The organism is Streptomyces sp. NPDC111606 (assembly GCF_055656945.1).
This window is the reverse complement of the sequence record NZ_JBVKBY010000002.1, coordinates 829,596-847,323: the sequence shown is the minus strand read 5'-3', so window position 1 is coordinate 847,323 and position 17,728 is coordinate 829,596. Positions and strand designations below refer to the sequence as shown.

The following is a 17,728-nucleotide window of genomic DNA, read 5'->3' as shown; positions in this document are numbered from 1 at the left end:
TTCACCGGGCAGACAACCCCAGGCCACAACGACGTAGGCCCCAGGAGGTCATGCCCGTGCGCCCCACCGCCCGCCCCGTCCGAGCCGCTCGAACCACCCGCCGAACTCGCCCCGCCCTCCCCGCACTCCTCGCCCTCACCCTCGCCGGCGCAGGCACGCTCACCGCCTGTGGCGGGGGTTCCGGCAGCGACCCCGACACCCTCAAGGTCTCCTTCAAGCAGTCCACGGACAACTCCATCAAGGTGATGGACACCTACCTCGCGGACATCAAGAAGCAGTTCGAGAAGGCGAACCCGGGCAAGAAGGTCGAGTTCGTGCCGATCAAGGCCCCGGACTCGGAGTACTACACCAAGCTGCAGCAGATGCTCCGGTCCCCCAAGACCGCCCCGGACCTGGTCTACGAGGACACGTTCCTCATCAACTCGGACATCACCAGCGGGTACTTGAAGCCGCTCGACCCCTACCTCGCCAAGTGGAAGGACTGGGGCCAGTTCATCGACACGGCGAAGGCGGCGGCCAAGGGGGAGGACGGGAAGACGTACGGCATCCCGGACGGGACGGACACCCGGGGCCTGTGGTTCAGCAAGGACATCTTCAAGAAGGCCGGTCTGCCCGCCGACTGGCAGCCGAAGACCTGGGACGACGTCCTCGAGGCCGCCCGAGCGATCAAGAAGAAGGTCCCGGGTGTCACCCCCCTCAACGTCTACACCGGGAAGCCCGCCGGCGAGGCGGCGACCATGCAGGGCTTCGAGATGCTGCTCTACGGCACGAACGACGGCACCACGGACCCGCTCTATGACAAGGCGTCCAAGAAGTGGATCGCCGGCAGCCAGGGGTTCAAGGACGCGCTCACGTTCGTGGAGACGGTGTACAAGGAGAAGCTGGGCCCGGACGTCTCGGACGCCCTCGACCCCAACTTCGGTACCCGCGTGCGCGGTGAACTGCTCCCCGAGGGCAAGCTCGGCATCGACCTGGACGGCTCCTGGCTCCCGCAGGACTGGCTGGAGGGCAGCGGCCACGAATGGCCCGAGTGGTCGCAGAAGCTGGGCCTCGCCCACATGCCCACCCAGAACGGCCAGGCCCCCGGCAAGGTGAGCATGTCCGGCGGCTGGACCTGGTCCATCCCGGCCAAGGCGGGCAACCCCGACCTGGCCTTCGAGTTCGTCAAGACGATGCAGACCAAGGCGAACGCCCAGAAGTGGTACATCGCCAACTCGGGCATCGCGGTGCGCAAGGACGTCGCGGCCGATCCCGCGTACGTCGACGCCCAGCCCGGCATCAAGTTCTTCACCGACCTGGTCGCGTCGACGCACTACCGGCCCGCCTACCCGGCGTACCCGAAGGTCTCCACCGCGATCCAGGAGGCGATGGAGGGCGTGACGACGGGTGACGCCTCGGTCGAGGACGCGGCCAAGTCGTACGACGAGGAGCTGAAATCCGCGACGGACGACCAGGTGATCGAGAAGTGAGTCATCGCTCATGAAGACCGCCACCGGCCCCGGCCTCGCGAAGAGGCCGGGCCGGGCCCCCGCACCGGCCGCACCGGGCGCCCGCCCTCGTCACATCCCGTTCCTACGGGCCCTGCCCGTCACGCCCGCCGTCGTCCTCCTGGTCCTCTTCCTCGCCGGCCCCATCGCCTACTGCGCCTACATCGCCTTCACCGACCTCCAGCTCACCGGCCAGGCCGAGGACTCGTTCGTCGGTTTCGACAACTTCCGTACGGCGTTCGACGACGAGGCGTTCCGCAACGCGGTCTGGCTGACCCTCGTCTTCACCGTCATCTCCGCCCTGCTCGGCCAGAACACGCTGGGCCTGGCCCTGGCCGCGCTGATGCAGCGCGCGTCGAAGCCCGTACGCACCCTGGTGGGCGCGATCGTCATCACGGCGTGGGTCCTGCCGGAGGTCGTCGCGGGCTTCCTGCTCTACGCCTTCTTCCGCCGCGAGGGCACCCTGAACGCCGTCCTGGACTGGCTCCATCTCCCCACCCAGAACTGGCTGTTCACACTCCCGATCCTGGCGGTGTCGTTCGCGAACGTCTGGCGCGGCACCGCGTTCTCGATGCTGGTCTACTCGGCGGCGCTGAACGAGATCCCCAAGGAGATCACCGAGGCGGCGGAGGTGGACGGCGCCGGCGGCTGGCGCCGTATGTGGCACATCACCCTCCCGATGATCCGCCGCTCCATCGGCACCAACCTGATGCTGATCACCCTCCAGACCCTGTCCGTCTTCGGCCTGATCTGGGTGATGACCAGGGGCGGCCCGGGCGGCAAGAGCCAGACGCTGCCGCTGTTCATGTACGAGGAGGCGTTCCAGAAGAGCATGATCGGTTACGGCACGGCGGTCGCCCTCCTGCTGCTGGTGGTGGGCTCGTTGTTCTCCGTGGTCTACCTGCGTCTGCTGCGAACGGAGGTGTGACGCCGTATGCCTCGCACTCTCTCGTCCCGACGCGCCTCTCACCGTCTGGCCGCCGACGCCGGGCTCCTGATGGTGGCCGCGGCCTTCGTGCTCCCGCTGGCGTGGGTGCTCCTGTCCTCGCTGGACACGAACGCCGACCTCCAGGTGAAGGTCCCGGACGGCGTCACGCTGGACAACTTCGACGCGGTCCTCACCCCGGACATCACCTTCACACCGCTGCTCAACAGCCTGCTGCTGTGCGGCGGGGGCACGGCACTGACGGTCGCGTGCGCGGCGCTCGCCGCCTACCCGCTGTCGCGGTTCCGGTCCCGCTTCAACCGCCCGTTCCTGCTCACGATCCTGTTCGCGACGAGCCTGCCGATCACGGCGATCATGGTGCCGGTGTATGCCCTGTTCGTGCAGGTGAACCTCATCGACACCATGGAAGGGACGATCTTCTTCTTCGCCGCCTCTCAACTGCCGTTCGCCATCTGGCTGATGAAGAACTTCATGGACGGGGTGCCGAAGGAGCTGGAGGAGGCGGCCTGGACGGACGGGGCGTCGTCGCTCCAGTCGTTGCTGCGGGTTGTGCTGCCGCTGATGGGGCCCGGGGTGGCGGTGGTGACGGTGTTCTCGTTCGTGATGATGTGGGGGAACTTCTTCGTCCCGTTCATGCTGCTGCTCACGCCGGACCAGATGCCGGCCGCGGTGAGCATCAATGAGTTCTTCGGGAACCGGGGGACGGTGGTGTACGGGCAGCTGGCGGCGTTCTCGATCATCTACTCGACGCCGGTGATTCTGCTCTATGTCCTGGTGGCGAGGCGGCTGGGCGGAGGGTTCGCCCTGAGCGGGGCCGTCAAGGGGTAGGCGAGCGTCCCGCGCGGCGAGCGTCGGGATTGAGCCGCCTGGCGCCCATCGCCACGCGGCCGATCCCCGCACCGGCGGGCGTACGCATCTTCGACGCCCGCCCGCACGACCGACCCCCACGCCACGCCCTCCCGCCGCACCACCGCCGGGCGTCCCGGGGTCGACACCGCACGGCGCCTGCGAATATGCCCACCGAGGTTGCCATTCGTGGAATGCCACCACCCGCCGGAGCCATCACCCGCCCATCACCCGTCCACCTCCGGCGGGAGCCCGCTCGGCCTCGAACCCGCCAGTAGCCGTAGCTTCCTACAATCCGTGATCCTGGCCGAACAGACCGTAGTCACCCCACTCCGGCCGCCCTACGTTGTGCCCCGTGCGCCGACCCCAAGCCCAACCGAACCAGCCCCACAACCGCTCCAGCCGCCGTACCCCGCCCACTCCCCCCTTCAACGCCCCCGCCGCCCGCAGACTGCGCGCCGCCCTCAACATGCGGCCCGAGCACGTCGCCTACGGCATGCGAACCTCGTACGGACTCCCCTACGTCACCGAGGACCTCGTCCTCGCCTGGGAGCGCGAGATCGCGGCCCCGGACAGCAGCGAGCTGACCGCTCTGGCGGGCGTGCTGTGGTGCTCGCCCAGTGAACTGCTCGGCAAGCCCCGGACGTTGCGCGAACACCGCATCGCCCGTGGCCTCGCCCCCGAGGACGTGGCCCGCACCGTCGGGCACGACCTCGGCACGTACCTCCGCATGGAGGAGAGTGACGACTGGCAGGGCACCGACCGTCAGTCCGCCGCCCTCGCCGACGTCCTCGGCCTGACGGTCCCGGACTTCATCACCGTCACCGGCCGTGACGCGAACCTCGCCGACCTGCTGCGCAGTGCCGTGACGACGCGCTGGCAGGCGTACGTGCGCCCCGTCGGGAAGATGGTGCCCCTGGACCGGCGGCTCCTGGAGGACGCCCTTCAGGAGCTGCACCAGAACTACCAGGGGCAGATGACCGCCACGCTCAGCTGGGGCGGGGGCGGGGGCGACTCCAGCGCGGCCGGCCGTGAGTTCCTGGACCGGATCGTGGAGCACTTCTGGAGGACCATCCAGGGGGATGCGCCCTGACGTCCCAGTGGTCGTTTCAGTGGTGGTTTCAGTGGTCGTTCTCCAGGTGCAGCTTCAGCAGGTCCACGCCATAGTCGCCGCCGTTGGGCGTGCGGATCATGGTGTGGATGTGCTGCTGGGAAGGCTCCCCGCCGCCCATGCCCATGCCGCCGCCCGAGCCGGAGCCCGCAGTGGCGCCGGCCGAGGAGTTCTCGTTCCAGAAGAGCGGGGCCTGCGCGTCGTACTCGATCAGGACGACCGGGCTGTGCACCCGGTAGTAGAAGGCGGAGTCGTCCTTCGTCTCACCCATCCAGGAGAAGTACGTGTCGTCCAGATGCTCCGCGACCTCGGTCATCTTGACCTCGGCGTGCCCCTCGTTGACGTAACCGACGTACACACCGACGAGGTCCAGGAGTTTCTGCCGCTGCGGGGAGGTGAGGTCGGCCCCGGGCAGACCCTCGTAGGCGAGCGTCAGGTTGTCCTGGCCTGAGCCGGACTTCATGTCGTCGTTGCCGTTGGCCTGTGAGGAGACCGCCTTGGTCCGCTGGGTCGTGTTCAGGGAGCGCACCATGGCCAGGCCGGCCTTCGTCTCCGGACGGAACAGGGTGATCTTCTCGCCCTGGTAGGTGGCCGAGGTCGGCTCCGACCCCATGAAGGTCGGCGTCATGACGACCTGGTCGCCCAGGACGAAGTAGTTGATGGCGACATGGTGGCCCTCGAACTGGAAGCCCCAGGGCTTCGTCGTCGACGGGGTGCTCATGAAGGTGAAGAAGTAGTGGCCCTCGGTGAGGGTCTCCTGGCCCCCGCCCCGGGATTCGCCGAGAAGTCCGTTGAGCTTCATGATGCCGCGGGCCTGCTTGAGGCCTTCGGCGGACAGGGCCGCGCCGAGCAGGGCGTAGCCGAGGTCACGCTGCTCGGTGGTCAGGTCGCCCACCCGTACGCCCTTGCGTTCGTAGCCGTCGACGTTGCTCCAGGCCGTCCATTCGTCGGCGTCGACGTCGAACGTGCAGGACCGGCGCTCCTTGGTGGACAGCCCGTCGAGGAAGGCCTGCGCCGCCTTGACCAGCGCGTCCGTGGAAACACCGGTGGAGTGGACCGAGAACAGGTCCTCGACGACGGTGCCGTCGGTGGTGACGCCCTTGACGTCGGCGTACTTGACCTGGGTGGCTCCGGGGCCCAGGCCTCCGCCTCCACCTGGCCCGCCCGAGGGTATGGCGCTCGGGGCGGCGGACGCGGTGCCCGTCGAGTCGGACGAGCCGCTGGAGCAGCCGGTCATGGTGGCCATCGCGGCGACGCCGCCGGCCAGCAGCGCCTTGTTCATGAACCAGCGGCGGCCGTGTTCGGCCTCAGGGGTGCGTTGTCGGTGTCCGTGCATGGACCCCAACCTCGGCCACGCACCTGAAGCGCCCCGATGGACAGTCTGTGAGCGGGCCATCAGTCCTGGGGTCGGTGCAACCCCTCAGAAGACGGACTCGGCCTCGTCCATGCGGTCCTTCGGCACCGTCTTCAACTCGGTCACCGCCTCCGCCAGCGGCACCATCACGATGTCGGTCCCGCGCAGCGCGGTCATCCTGCCGAAATGCCCCTGGTGGGCGGCCTCCACCGCGTGCCAGCCGAAGCGGGTGGCGAGGACACGGTCGTACGCCGTCGGCACACCGCCACGCTGGACGTGGCCGAGGATGACCGGCTTGGCCTCCTTGCCGAGGCGACGCTCCAGTTCGAAGGCCAGTGCCGTGCCGATGCCCTGGAAGCGCTCGTGGCCGAACTGGTCGATCTCGCCCTTGCCGTAATCCATGCTGCCGTCGGCCGGGTGGGCGCCCTCGGCGACGCAGATCACCGCGAACTTCTTGCCGCGCGCGAAGCGCTCCTCGACCATCTTGACGAGGAGGGCGGGGTCGAAGGGCCGCTCGGGGAGGCAGATGCCGTGGGCGCCGGCGGCCATGCCGGACTCCAGCGCGATCCAGCCCGCGTGGCGGCCCATGACCTCGACGACCATCACGCGCTGGTGGGACTCCGCGGTGGTCTTCAGGCGGTCCATGGCCTCCGTGGCGACGCCGACCGCCGTGTCGAAGCCGAACGTCCGGTCCGTGGACGAGATGTCGTTGTCGATGGTCTTCGGTACGCCGACCACGGGCAGGCCCGCGTCCGACAGCATGCGGGCCGCAGTCAGCGTGCCCTCGCCGCCGATCGGGATCAGCGCGTCGATGCCGAAGTCGCGGGCGATGTCGGGGGCGCTCTCGCAGGCCTCGCGCAGCCGGTCGCGCTCCAGCCGGGACGAGCCCAGGATGGTGCCGCCGCGGGCCAGGATGCCGCTGACCGCCTCCAGGTCGAGGCTGCGGTAGTGGCCGTCCAGCAGGCCCGCGTACCCGTCCTCGAAGCCGATCACCTCGTCGCCGTACTGTGCGACGGCACGGTGCACGACCGACCGGATCACGGCGTTCAGGCCGGGGCAGTCGCCGCCTGCGGTGAGAACTCCGATACGCATCGTGCTGTGTCTCCTGCTCGCTGTTGATACCGGTGAGCCAGTCCGATTGTTTCATGTCCCGAGGGGGATGTCGGGCCCACGAACCTGACGGGCGCCTTATCTATCGGCAAGGGTATTGTCAAGAGGGTTTCGCTCACCCTGGTGGGCGATTTTGTGCAGGCTCCGCCAGGCCGCCGACGGACGCTCGACAGACGCAGACAAGCACGAAGACGACGACGAAGAAGACGAAACGGAGAGCACGCGTGACGCGCAGCGTGTACGTGACCGGCATCGACCGCGGCGACGGCCGCCAGATCGTCGAACTGGGAGTGATGGAGCTCCTGACCCGGCAGGTCGACCGGGTGGGGGTGTTCCGGCCGCTGGTCCACCACGTCCCCGACCGCCTGTTCGAGTTGTTGCGCGCCCGCTACCGCCTCACCCAGGACCCGGCGACGGTCTACGGCATGGACTACCACGAGGCGTCCGCCCTGCAGGCCGAGCGCGGCACGGACGAGCTGGTCTCCACGCTCGTCGACCGCTTCCACGCCGTCGCCCGCGACTACGACGTGGTCCTCGTCCTCGGCACCGACTACGCCGACACCCAGCTCCCGGACGAGCTCTCCCTCAACGCCCGGCTCGCCAACGAGTTCGGCGCGTCCGTGATCCCCGTCGTCGGCGGGCGCAAGCAGGCCGCCGAGTCGGTGCTCGCCGAGACCCGCAACGCCTTCCGGGCATACGAGGGCCTGGGCTGTGATGTGCTCGCCATGGTCGCCAACCGGGTCGCCCGGGACGACCGGGACGAGATCGCCCGGTCGCTGCGGTCGCGGCTGCCGGTGCCCTGTTACGTCGTCCCGGACGAGCCCGCCCTCGCCGCGCCGACGGTCTGGCAGATCGCCCAGACCCTGGACGCGAAGGTCCTGCTCGGCGACGACTCGGGGCTCGCACGCGACGCCCTGGACTTCGTGTTCGGCGGCGCGATGCTGCCGAACTTCCTCAAGGCCCTGACCCCGGGCTGCCTGGTCGTCACCTCGGGCGACCGCGCCGACCTGGTCGTCGGCTCGCTGGCCGCGCACAGCGCCGGCACCCCGCCGATCGCCGGCCTCCTGCTCACGCTGAACGAACGCCCCGGCGACGAGATCCTCACCCTCGCCGCCCGCCTCGCCCCGGGCACCCCGGTGCTCTCGGTGCCCGGTTACAGCTTCCCCACCGCCGAGCAGCTCTTCGCCCTGGAGGGGAAGTTGAACGCGGCGACCCCGCGCAAGGCGGAGACCGCCCTCGGCCTCTTCGAGCGGTACGTCGACACCGGCGACCTGCTGAAGCGGGTCTCGGCGCCGAGCAGCGACCGGCTCACGCCGATGATGTTCGAGCACAAGCTGCTGGAGCAGGCCCGCTCGGACATGCGCCGCATCGTGCTGCCCGAGGGCACCGAGCCGCGTGTCCTGCACGCCGCCGAGGTGCTGCTGCGCCGCAACGTCTGCGACCTCACGCTCCTGGGTCCGGTCGACCGGATCCGCAAGCAGGCCGCCGACCTCGGCATCGACCTGGGCGACACCCAGCTGATCGACCCGGCGACCAGCGAGCTGCGCGACACCTTCGCCGAGCAGTACGCCCAGCTCCGCGCCCACAAGGGCGTCACGGTGGAGCTGGCGTACGACGTCGTCTCCGATGTGAACTACTTCGGCACGCTGATGGTGCAGGAGGGCCTCGCGGACGGCATGGTGTCGGGGTCCGTGCACTCGACTGCCGCGACGATCCGGCCCGGCTTCGAGATCATCAAGACCAATCCCGACGCCGACATCGTCTCGTCCGTCTTCTTCATGTGCCTCGCCGACCGGGTCCTCGTCTACGGCGACTGCGCCGTGAACCCCGACCCGAACGCCGAGCAGCTGGCCGACATCGCCATCCAGTCGGCGGCCACCGCCCAGCGGTTCGGCGTGGAGCCGCGGATCGCGATGCTGTCGTACTCGACGGGTACATCCGGCTCGGGCGCCGACGTCGACAAGGTGCGCGAGGCGACGGAGCTGGTGCGCGAGCGGCGTCCCGACCTGAAGATCGAGGGACCCATCCAGTACGACGCCGCCGTCGAGCCGTCGGTCGCGGCCACCAAGCTGCCGGAGTCCGAAGTCGCCGGCCAGGCAAGCGTGTTGATCTTCCCGGACCTCAACACCGGCAACAACACCTACAAGGCCGTGCAGCGCTCGGCCGGCGCGATCGCGGTGGGCCCGGTGCTGCAGGGTCTGCGCAAGCCGGTCAACGACCTGTCCCGGGGCGCCTTGGTCCAGGACATCGTGAACACCGTGGCGATCACCGCCATCCAGGCCCAGACCCCCGCCCTGTCCCCCAACGAGAAGGCCACCGCCCAGTGACCGCGACCCGCGTCCTCGTCCTCAACTCCGGCTCCTCGTCGGTGAAGTACCAGCTGCTCGACATGCGCGACAGCAGCCGGCTGGCCGTGGGCCTCGTCGAACGCATCGGCGAGGAGACGTCCCGGCTCAAGCACACGCCGCTGGCGAGCGGCGGCGGGACCCGCGAGTGGACCGCGCCCATCGCCGACCACGACGCCGCCCTGAAGGCCGTCGCGGCGGAGCTCGCCAAGGACGGCCTCGGGCTCGACTCGCCCGAGCTGGCCGCGATCGGCCACCGGGTGGTGCACGGCGGCAAGCGGTTCACCGAGCCGACCGTCATCGACGACGCCGTACTCGCCGAGATCGAGCGGCTCATCCCGGTGGCCCCGCTGCACAACCCGGCCAACCTCACCGGCATCCGTACGGCCATGGGTCTGCGCCCCGACCTGCCCCAGGTCGCCGTCTTCGACACCGCGTTCCACACCACGATGCCGGAGTCGGCCGCCCGCTACGCGATCGACGTGGAGACCGCGGACCGGCACCGGATACGCCGGTACGGCTTCCACGGCACCTCGCACGCGTATGTCTCCCGGGCCACGGCGAAGCTGCTGGGCAGGGCGCCCGAGGACGTGAACGTCATCGTGCTGCACCTCGGCAACGGCGCGTCCGCGTCCGCAGTACGGGGCGGCAAGTGCGTGGACACCTCCATGGGGCTGACGCCTTTGGAGGGACTCGTGATGGGTACGCGATCCGGTGACACCGATCCCGCCGTCATCTTCCATTTGGCGCGTGTTGGCGAAATGTCCATTGCGGAAATCGACACTCTCCTCAACAAGAAGAGCGGATTGATCGGCTTGTGCGGCGACAACGACATGCGGGAGATCCGCCGGCGGATCGACGAGGGTGACGAGCGGGCCCAATTGGCCTTCGACATCTACATTCACCGACTGAAGAAGTACATCGGCGCCTATTACGCGGTGCTCGGCCGGGTGGACGCGATCGCGTTCACGGCCGGCGTCGGCGAGAACGCGGCACCGGTGCGGGAAGCCGCCGTGGCGGGCATGGAACAACTGGGCCTCACGGTGGACGCCGAGCTGAACGCCGTACGCGGTGACGAGCCGCGGCTGATCTCGCCCACGGGCGCGCGGGTGGCGGTCGCGGTGGTGCCGACGGATGAAGAACTGGAGATCGCGACGCAGACCTACGCACTGGTCGGCCGCATCGATTATGCGGCTCCGCCGCGTAACACCGCCGAGTAACACGGCTGAGCAATGCGCAGCTCATTTGTATCTTCCGCCAGACGGAATATTCCGTAGCGAAACAAACCGATAGGATCGCCCCATGCGCCGTTCGAAAATCGTCTGTACTCTCGGCCCCGCGGTCGACTCCCATGACCAGCTCGTCGCGCTGATCGAGGCGGGCATGAATGTGGCCCGCTTCAACTTCAGCCACGGCACGCACGAAGACCACCAGGGGCGGTACGAGCGCCTCCGGGCCGCCGCCCAGGAGACCGGGCGTGCCATCGGTGTGCTCGCCGACCTGCAGGGCCCCAAGATCCGCCTGGAGACCTTCGCCGAGGGCCCGGTCGAGCTGGAGCGCGGTGACGAGTTCGTCATCACGACCGAGGACGTCCCTGGTGACAAGGCCATCTGCGGGACCACCTACAAGGGCCTGCCGGGCGATGTCTCGCGCGGCGACCAGATCCTCATCAACGACGGCAACGTCGAGCTGAAGGTCCTGGACGTCGAAGGCCCGCAGGTGCGGACGATCGTCATCGAGGGCGGCGTCGTCTCCGACCACAAGGGCATCAACCTGCCCGGCGCGGCCGTGAACGTGCCTGCGCTGTCCGAGAAGGACGTCGAGGACCTGCGGTTCGCGCTGCGCATGGGCTGCGACATGGTCGCGCTGTCCTTCGTCCGGGACGCCAACGACGTGCAGGACGTGCACAAGGTCATGGACGAGGTCGGCCGCCGCGTCCCGGTCATCGCCAAGGTGGAGAAGCCGCAGGCGGTGGCGAACATGGAGGACGTCGTGCTGGCGTTCGACGCCGTAATGGTCGCGCGTGGCGACCTGGCCGTCGAGTACCCGCTCGAGAAGGTCCCGATGGTGCAGAAGCGACTCATCGAGCTGTGCCGCCGCAACGCCAAGCCGGTGATCGTGGCGACCCAGATGATGGAGTCGATGATCACCAACTCCCGTCCGACCCGCGCCGAGGCCTCCGACGTGGCCAACGCGATCCTGGACGGCGCCGACGCGGTCATGCTGTCCGCGGAGTCGAGCGTGGGCGCGTACCCGATCGAGACCGTCAAGACGATGTCGAAGATCGTCACCGCGGCCGAGCAGGAGCTGCTGTCCAAGGGCCTGCAGCCGCTGGTGCCGGGCAAGAAGCCCCGTACGCAGGGTGGTTCGGTGGCCCGTGCCGCCTGCGAGATCGCCGACTTCCTCGGCGGCAAGGGCCTGGTCGCCTTCACCCAGTCCGGCGACACCGCCCGCCGCCTGTGCCGCTACCGCGCGGCCCAGCAGATCATCGCGTTCACCACGGACGAGTCCACCCGCAACCAGATGACCCTCAGCTGGGGCGTCGAGCCGCACGTCGTCCCGTTCGTCAACAGCACCGACGAGATGGTCGACCTGGTGGACCAGGAGATCGTCAAGCTCGGCCTGTTCAACGAGGGCGACATCGTGGTCATCACCGCCGGCTCCCCGCCCGGCATCCCCGGCACCACCAACATGGTCCGCGTCCACCACCTCGGCGGCCGCCCGCGGGACTGACCGCACCGGCCGCTGTGAGGCCCTGGTACGGCACCGAGGGCGCCCCCTGCTCGCAGGGGGCGCCCTCGTCCATGTGTGCTCAGTGGCCCGCACCGGGAGTCATGCCTCGGCCACCGCCCGGACGACGGCATGCGCGAGGGCGTCGAAGTTCTCCCGGTAGAAGCCCAGCCGGATGTGGAAGGGCTCCTGCGGGAAGACGCCACCGCGTTCGACGAACATGATGGGCGCCGCGGTCAGCGCGCTGTGCACCATGTGGAGTTCCGCCATGGTGAGGCGGACGTCGCGTGACTCCGTGTGCCGTCCGGCCAGGCGCCCCACGAGGGCGTCGACCGCCTCCCGGCCCGCGCCGACCAACAGGGTCAGCTCCGTGTCGCCGCGGTCCCGATCGCGCAGATGGCTCAGCGCCTCGTACATCGCCGCCACCTGACGGGGCGTGAGCCGGGCGACGAACGCGTCGCCGTCGCGGGTCACTTTCAACTGGGTTCTCAAACCGCTCTGCTTCCCCCGGTGGTCTTGGCGTGAGCCGTGCACAGCCGTGGCCCGGCCCTCGCATGGAGGACCCGGCCACGGCCGGTTGTGCGGCTCCCGAACGGGTCTGTGGGGGCGTCTGATCGAGGCGCCCGGCTCAGTCGGTCACGAAGTTGTGCAGTCCGGGTACGTGCAGGGTGCCGCCGAACTGGCCGGCCTGGGTGACCTTCACCTTCGTGAAGTAGATCAGCGGGATGTTCAGCGGCGGCGGGTGCTCCGGGTCGAACGTGACCGGGATCAGACCCAGCAGGTTGCCGGAGATGCTCTCGGTGTACATCACCGTCTTGCCGTTGCGGATCGTGGACGTCGAGCCCTCGGCCGCCTGCACGTGGTAGGTCTTGCCGGACTGCTTGTCCTGGACCGTCTGGTGCAGGTCGCCGATGTCGGTGCCGTCGGAGATGACGTACTTCAGCACCTTCTTGATTTTGCCGTCGGCCGTCTTCACCTTGACGATGCCCTGGTAGTCGGCGCCCTTCAGCAGCAGCGAGCTGGCGTTCAGGAACCACGGCTCGTCGGGCAGCGGCACGGGGTTGTCGACGCCGCCCTCCTCGTCCGTGGCGGCCGGGCAGTTCTCCGGGTCCGTGGTGGAGCTCGCGGACGGGCTCGGCGTGGCGGTGGCCTCGTCGGCCGCCTCCTGGACCGCCTCGGTGGTGTCCTCGGCCGCCTCGGACGCCTTGTCGGTGGCGCCCTCGACGGTGTCCTTCACCGCGTCGGTGGCCTTGTCGGCGGTCTCCTCGACGGGGTCGGACGCCTCGGAGGTCTCCTTGCCGGACGTGCCGGAATCGGCGGATCCGGAGGACGTCTCCTCGCTCGCGCTCGCGGAGGGCGCCGGCGTCGGGCTCGCGGACTCCTCGTCCTTCGAGCCGCCCGTGAAGATGCCCTCGATGGCGTCGCCGATCTCCTCCAGCACGTTGCCGCCGCTCTCGGACGGCGAGGGGGACGCCGTGGCCGAGTCGCCGGACTGGGCCTCGCCCGCCTTGCTCGGCGACGGGGTCGGCGTGGGCTCGGCCGCGTCGTCGGAACCTGAATCCGACGAGGAGGAGTCGCCCGCGGAGTCCGAGGAACCCGACGTGTCCGAGGAGCCGGAGGAGTCCGAGGAGTCCTGGCCGGAGGAGGCCGACGGCGTCGGCTCGGCCGTCTCGTCCTTCTCCGTGGACTCACTGGCGCTGGGGGACGGGGACGCCGAGGCGTCGTCCTCCAGGGCCGCCACACACTCCTTGTACTCGTCCGCGGTAAGGCTGTTGGACGTCGGCTTCGTGGCGTTGTCGCTGTCGGCCTGCGCGAGCGTGGGCGTGAAGCCCATGCCCATGAGGACCGCCGTCGGCATCGCCGCCAGGGCTATCGCCTTGCCGGCCGGCATCTGAAACCTGGTGAACAGCGGCTTCTTGGGCGCCGCGTGACGCGGCCCGGTTCTCACACGGGACTTGTCCACCTCAGTCCCGTGGGTCACCTCGTCAGCCGGCACTGTGCCTCCCGTTCGCCCCGTTCGCCGGGCTCGTTCCTGACAGATCGTTCGGCTCGCCCACCACGGGCTTGAGGATCGTGGTGTCGGGGTCCGCAGCTTCGGGCGCGTCCCCCGCTCCCGTCATCTGCAGCTCCGCCGGCTCCGATTCGGCCGGCTGACCCGGCACCCACGACACGGCCATTGCCCCGCCGATGAGGGCGAAGAGGAAGCCGATCAGGAAGCCGCCAAGGTTGGACAGCGGGATGGACACCAGCGCCAGCAGGATCGCCGCGACGCCCGCGAAGGTGCGGACGTGCTTCTGGAACCAGAGAGTGAAGCCCAGGACGACGAGCAGCACACCGATGATCAGGGAGCTGGAGCCCCCCGCGGTCTGCATCGCCAGCGTCAGGTGGCCGATCTGGAGGTTCGCGTATGGGAAGTAGGCGATGGGGAGTCCGCCGAGCATGACGAACAGACCGGCCCAGAACGGCCGCGCGCCCCGCCAGGCACGGAACTGCGTCCTGCGGAGGGTGAACTGGCCGGATACGGCAGGAGTCTCGGCGCTCATGGAAAACAGCTCCCTGCTACGGCTTGCTGTGATGGTGGTGCGGTGGTGGTGAGTTGTGGTGCATGTGACCGCTTGTGAAGAAAGCGGGCGGAGAGTGGACGGGCGGGGGCGCCATCGGCTCCCCCGCCCGTCAGAGAGTGCTTAGTAGCACTCCTTGACACCCGTCGACAGCGACATCTTCAGACCGCTGAGCTTGAAGGTTCCGGCCGTGGTCGCCCACGCCGTCTGCTTCACGCCGACCAGCGTGGCCTTGTCGGCCTGCTGGGCGAAGCCGAAGGGGTTGGCCTGCTCGCCGCCGCCCTTCATGCCCGGACCCTTGCTGGCGTCCTTGGCGGCCACACCGATGTCGATGTTCTCGAACGTGGCATCAGCCTCGAGATCAGCGACGTCGATGTAGAGGTTCTTGGCCTCGACCGGCTTGTTCGGGTCCTGGCCGGCCCGCAGGATCAGGCTGACGCTCCCGAGGATCGGGACGTCGGGGGTGACCACGGACTGGCACAGGCTGTTGATCGTCGCGGTCTTGAATCCCGAGACGGCGACGGGGTGAACCGTCTTCTTGCCGGAGAGCGTGTAACCCTCGTCAAGAGCGCCGTACTGCGAGAAACCGTTACCGACGAGCTTGTCGGTAGTGACCTTGAACGACTGGCCGGAGACACTGAACGACGCGGCGAGAGCGCCCTGCGCGAGGGCGACACCTATCGCAGCCGTGGCGGCGACGCTGGGCACCATGACCACAGCGAACCGCTTCCATCTGGTCCCGCCACGCACCTGGGACTCCATATTTCCTCCTTCTCGGACGTACATCTCCTGGCCCTGACTGCCGCTGTCGGCTCGACGGCTCAGCCGGGCAGGGATGGGAGAAGTGCTACGTCCTCGGGAAGGAGAGCGCCTGCACTCGGTGGCGCGAACCGCGCCCGAATCACCGGCGATCACCCCCGAGCGACAACCACTGGTCGCGCCTGACACGCATCACGCACAACCTTGCTGGACAGGCTTCGCCGGGTGGGCGAAGACCCCCCTGTCCAAGAGCCGGCGCCACTGCCGCCGACTCTGCTCGGTGGGGACCCAGGAACTCCCGTGACCCAACCGGCTGTCGGGGTGCGGGAATGGACCGAGCGTGGCCGATCGTGGTGCATTCTCGCCGCCCGCACAAGGGGCTTCGTTACTCGGTAGTAACGGGCGGATAACCGAACAACGACCTGCCGGTCTCGGACAGCGACTCAGGGTGGTTCCAGGTGGCCGGACAAGTCCATTAATCACCGGACAGAATCCGACAGAACGACGGCTTTGACTTACCCGCAGTAACTGCGGCCGCGATTACCAAGATTTGGTAAAGCGCGGCCGCTCTGATGCCCTGTCGGCAAAATCCTTCACTCGGGCAACACGCGCCCTCGCGTTTAGTTACTGGTCAGAACGGGGCCACCGCCCCGCTCGAAGCCCCGGTCAGAACAGGGCGCGCGCCAGCGCCCTGCGGGCCGCCGCCACGCGCGGGTCCTCGCCGCCCACGACCTCGAAGAGCTCCAGCAGCCGGATCCGTACGGTGTCCCGGTCGTCACCCACCGTGCGCTGCACGGTCTCGATGAGCCGTCCGAAAGCGTCCTCGACATGGCCGCCCACGAGGTCCAGGTCGGCGGCGGCGATCTGCGCCTGCGCGTCGGCCGGCTTCTCGGCGGCGTCCTTGCGCACCTGCTGCGGGTCGACACCCTGCACGCGCTGCAGCAACTCGGCCTGCGCCAGACCCAGTTTGGCCTCCATGTTGGCCGGGTCCTCGCTCAGCACGTTCTTGTACGCCTGCACGGCGCCGCCGAAGTCGCCCGCGTCCAGGGCCTGTACGGCGGCCTCCAGCAACGCGTCGTACGGACCGGCCGGCACGGCGGGAGCGGACTGGGCGCTCCCGTGCTCGGCGTCCGGGTCGACTGTGAGGCCGGTCAGGCCGAAGCGCTGCTCGGCGACGGCGACGAGCTGGTCCAGCGTCTCGCGGATCTGCGCCTCACCGGCCGCGCCCTGGAAGAGGGGCAGCGCCTGTCCGGCGACGACGGCGAACACGGCCGGAATGCCCTGCACACCGAACTGCTGCATCAGCATCTGGTTGGCGTCGACGTCGATCTTGGCGAGCATGAACCGCCCGGCGTACTCGGCGGCGAGGCGCTCCAGCAGTGGGCTGAGCTGCTTGCAGGGCTCGCACCACTCGGCCCAGAAGTCGATGACGACGGGCACCTCGGCGGACCGCTGCAGGACGTCCCGCTCGAACCCCGCCTCATCCACATCGATGACGAGGTCCGCGGGCGACACGGCCCCTCCCCCGCCCTGCCGGGCGGACTCGGCACGTGCCTGCTCCGCCTTCGCCTTGGCCTCCTGGGCCGCCTTCACCGCGGCGAGGTCGACGACTCCGCTCATGGACATGTTCCGTGGCTGCATGCGTCTATCCTCCCCCGTTCCGCCCGCGCATGTGAAAACGGCCCGAAAGCCGGTCCGGCCCGCTGCTGTTCGACGCCGGGTCCCCACCCGGCGTCAGTGGTCATCGCTTTCGCTACGACTCGTAGCGTAATGGCAGTGCGGGGTTCCGGAACACCACCATCCCGTGATCTCCCTCACGACCACACAGGAACTGCCCGGATATGGTCATGGGATGCAGAGCCGCACCGCCGCCCCCCGTCCCGGCCGCCCGCGCAGCGCCGCCGCGGACACCGCGATCCTGGCCGCGACGCGTGAGGCTCTGGTCGAACTGGGCTGGTCCAAGCTCACCTTGGGAGACGTGGCAACACGCGCGGGGGTTGCAAAGACGACTCTTTATCGCCGCTGGTCCGGCAAGAACGAGCTGGTGGTCGACGCGGTGGCCGAGCTCTTCGACGAGCTGGAGCTCCCCGACCGAGGTTCCCTGGCCGCCGACATCGAGGGCGTGGTCCTGCAGTTCGCGGCGATTCTGGCGCGCCCCGAGGCGAAGAGCGGGCTGATGGCGGTGGTCGCCGAATCGACGCGCGACGACGCTCTGCGCGAGCGCATCCGCCACTCCATCGTCGAGCGTCAGAAGGGCCTGGTCATGCAGGGCCGCTCCCGGGCCCAGGAACGCGGCGAGCTTCCCCCGGAGACGGACCCGGAGGAAGCCGCGCGCACCGCGGACCTGATCTTCGACGTGGTGGCGGGTGCGGTGGTGCACCGCACCCTGGTCAGCGCGGAGCCCGCCGACGAGGAGTGGGTGCACGGCTTCACGCGCGTGCTGCTCCTCGGCCTCACCGGCGCCGCGTAGAGCTGTGCG

Annotated in this window: 15 protein-coding genes; 8 read left to right on the top strand and 7 right to left on the bottom strand. The window is 69.0% G+C overall.

The genetic code is table 11. The features are described 5' to 3' along the window. Positions 1-50: 50 nt before the first annotated feature. From ACZ7M7_RS11720 to ACZ7M7_RS11705, 4 genes are all read left to right on the top strand, one after another. Complete coding sequence (locus ACZ7M7_RS11720) at positions 51-1,469, top strand: extracellular solute-binding protein (protein ID WP_383628652.1); 1,419 nt, start codon at positions 51-53, stop codon at positions 1,467-1,469. A 10-nt stretch (positions 1,470-1,479) separates the two neighbouring features. Continuing rightward, entirely contained in the window at positions 1,480-2,415 is a 936-nt protein-coding gene (locus ACZ7M7_RS11715; RefSeq protein WP_472115148.1) for a carbohydrate ABC transporter permease, read from the top strand. 6 nt (positions 2,416-2,421) lie between these two features. After that, on the top strand, positions 2,422-3,261 hold the full coding sequence (locus ACZ7M7_RS11710) for a carbohydrate ABC transporter permease (protein WP_472115145.1): 840 nt from the start codon (positions 2,422-2,424) through the stop codon (positions 3,259-3,261). A gap of 373 nt (positions 3,262-3,634) precedes the next feature. Further along, entirely contained in the window at positions 3,635-4,372 is a 738-nt protein-coding gene (locus tag ACZ7M7_RS11705) for a helix-turn-helix domain-containing protein (protein ID WP_383628658.1), read from the top strand. A 28-nt stretch (positions 4,373-4,400) separates the two neighbouring features. Here ACZ7M7_RS11705 and ACZ7M7_RS11700 read toward each other — a convergent pair whose 3' ends face one another. Continuing rightward, on the bottom strand, positions 4,401-5,726 hold the full coding sequence (locus ACZ7M7_RS11700; protein WP_472115141.1) for a DUF3500 domain-containing protein: 1,326 nt from the start codon (positions 5,724-5,726) through the stop codon (positions 4,401-4,403). Positions 5,727-5,810: 84 nt separating this feature from the next. Continuing rightward, complete coding sequence (locus ACZ7M7_RS11695; RefSeq protein WP_369273476.1) at positions 5,811-6,836, bottom strand: ATP-dependent 6-phosphofructokinase; 1,026 nt, start codon at positions 6,834-6,836, stop codon at positions 5,811-5,813. A 242-nt stretch (positions 6,837-7,078) separates the two neighbouring features. Here ACZ7M7_RS11695 and pta point away from each other — a divergent pair, with 242 nt between their 5' ends. From pta to pyk, 3 genes are all read left to right on the top strand, one after another. Then, a complete protein-coding gene (pta, locus tag ACZ7M7_RS11690) occupies positions 7,079-9,181 on the top strand; it encodes a phosphate acetyltransferase (RefSeq protein WP_383615563.1) in 2,103 nt (700 codons plus the stop codon). Further along, the gene (locus ACZ7M7_RS11685) at positions 9,178-10,419 is read left to right on the top strand and encodes an acetate kinase (RefSeq protein ID WP_472115138.1); all 1,242 of its coding nucleotides are present in this window, start codon (positions 9,178-9,180) and stop codon (positions 10,417-10,419) included. Before pta ends, ACZ7M7_RS11685 begins: the two co-directional genes overlap by 4 nt. An 82-nt stretch (positions 10,420-10,501) precedes the next feature. Then, the gene (gene pyk / locus ACZ7M7_RS11680) at positions 10,502-11,932 is read left to right on the top strand and encodes a pyruvate kinase (protein ID WP_472115135.1); all 1,431 of its coding nucleotides are present in this window, start codon (positions 10,502-10,504) and stop codon (positions 11,930-11,932) included. A 99-nt stretch (positions 11,933-12,031) separates the two neighbouring features. On the opposite strand, the gene ACZ7M7_RS11675 is transcribed toward pyk, so the two are convergent. The 5 genes from ACZ7M7_RS11675 to ACZ7M7_RS11655 all read right to left on the bottom strand — a co-directional run bounded on the left by ACZ7M7_RS11675 (position 12,032) and on the right by ACZ7M7_RS11655 (position 16,890). Then, positions 12,032-12,403 (bottom strand): hypothetical protein, encoded by a 372-nt coding sequence (locus ACZ7M7_RS11675; protein WP_451169586.1) that lies wholly within the window; start codon positions 12,401-12,403, stop codon positions 12,032-12,034. Positions 12,404-12,557: 154 nt separating this feature from the next. Beyond that, on the bottom strand, positions 12,558-13,925 hold the full coding sequence (locus ACZ7M7_RS11670; RefSeq protein WP_472115131.1) for a hypothetical protein: 1,368 nt from the start codon (positions 13,923-13,925) through the stop codon (positions 12,558-12,560). Beyond that, positions 13,915-14,472 carry a DUF6114 domain-containing protein gene (locus ACZ7M7_RS11665; protein ID WP_383615578.1) on the bottom strand — a complete coding sequence of 186 codons (558 nt, stop codon included), beginning with the start codon at positions 14,470-14,472 and terminating at the stop codon, positions 13,915-13,917. The genes ACZ7M7_RS11670 and ACZ7M7_RS11665 overlap by 11 nt, the downstream gene beginning before the upstream one ends. A 141-nt stretch (positions 14,473-14,613) precedes the next feature. Then, on the bottom strand, positions 14,614-15,252 hold the full coding sequence (locus tag ACZ7M7_RS11660; RefSeq protein ID WP_451169582.1) for a DUF6230 family protein: 639 nt from the start codon (positions 15,250-15,252) through the stop codon (positions 14,614-14,616). A 663-nt stretch (positions 15,253-15,915) separates the two neighbouring features. Beyond that, positions 15,916-16,890, bottom strand: coding sequence for a tetratricopeptide repeat protein (locus ACZ7M7_RS11655; protein ID WP_472115128.1), 975 nt, complete (start codon positions 16,888-16,890; stop codon positions 15,916-15,918). A gap of 211 nt (positions 16,891-17,101) precedes the next feature. Here ACZ7M7_RS11655 and ACZ7M7_RS11650 point away from each other — a divergent pair, with 211 nt between their 5' ends. Further along, complete coding sequence (locus ACZ7M7_RS11650) at positions 17,102-17,719, top strand: TetR/AcrR family transcriptional regulator (RefSeq protein WP_383615587.1); 618 nt, start codon at positions 17,102-17,104, stop codon at positions 17,717-17,719. The last annotated feature ends 9 nt before the right edge of the window (positions 17,720-17,728 follow it).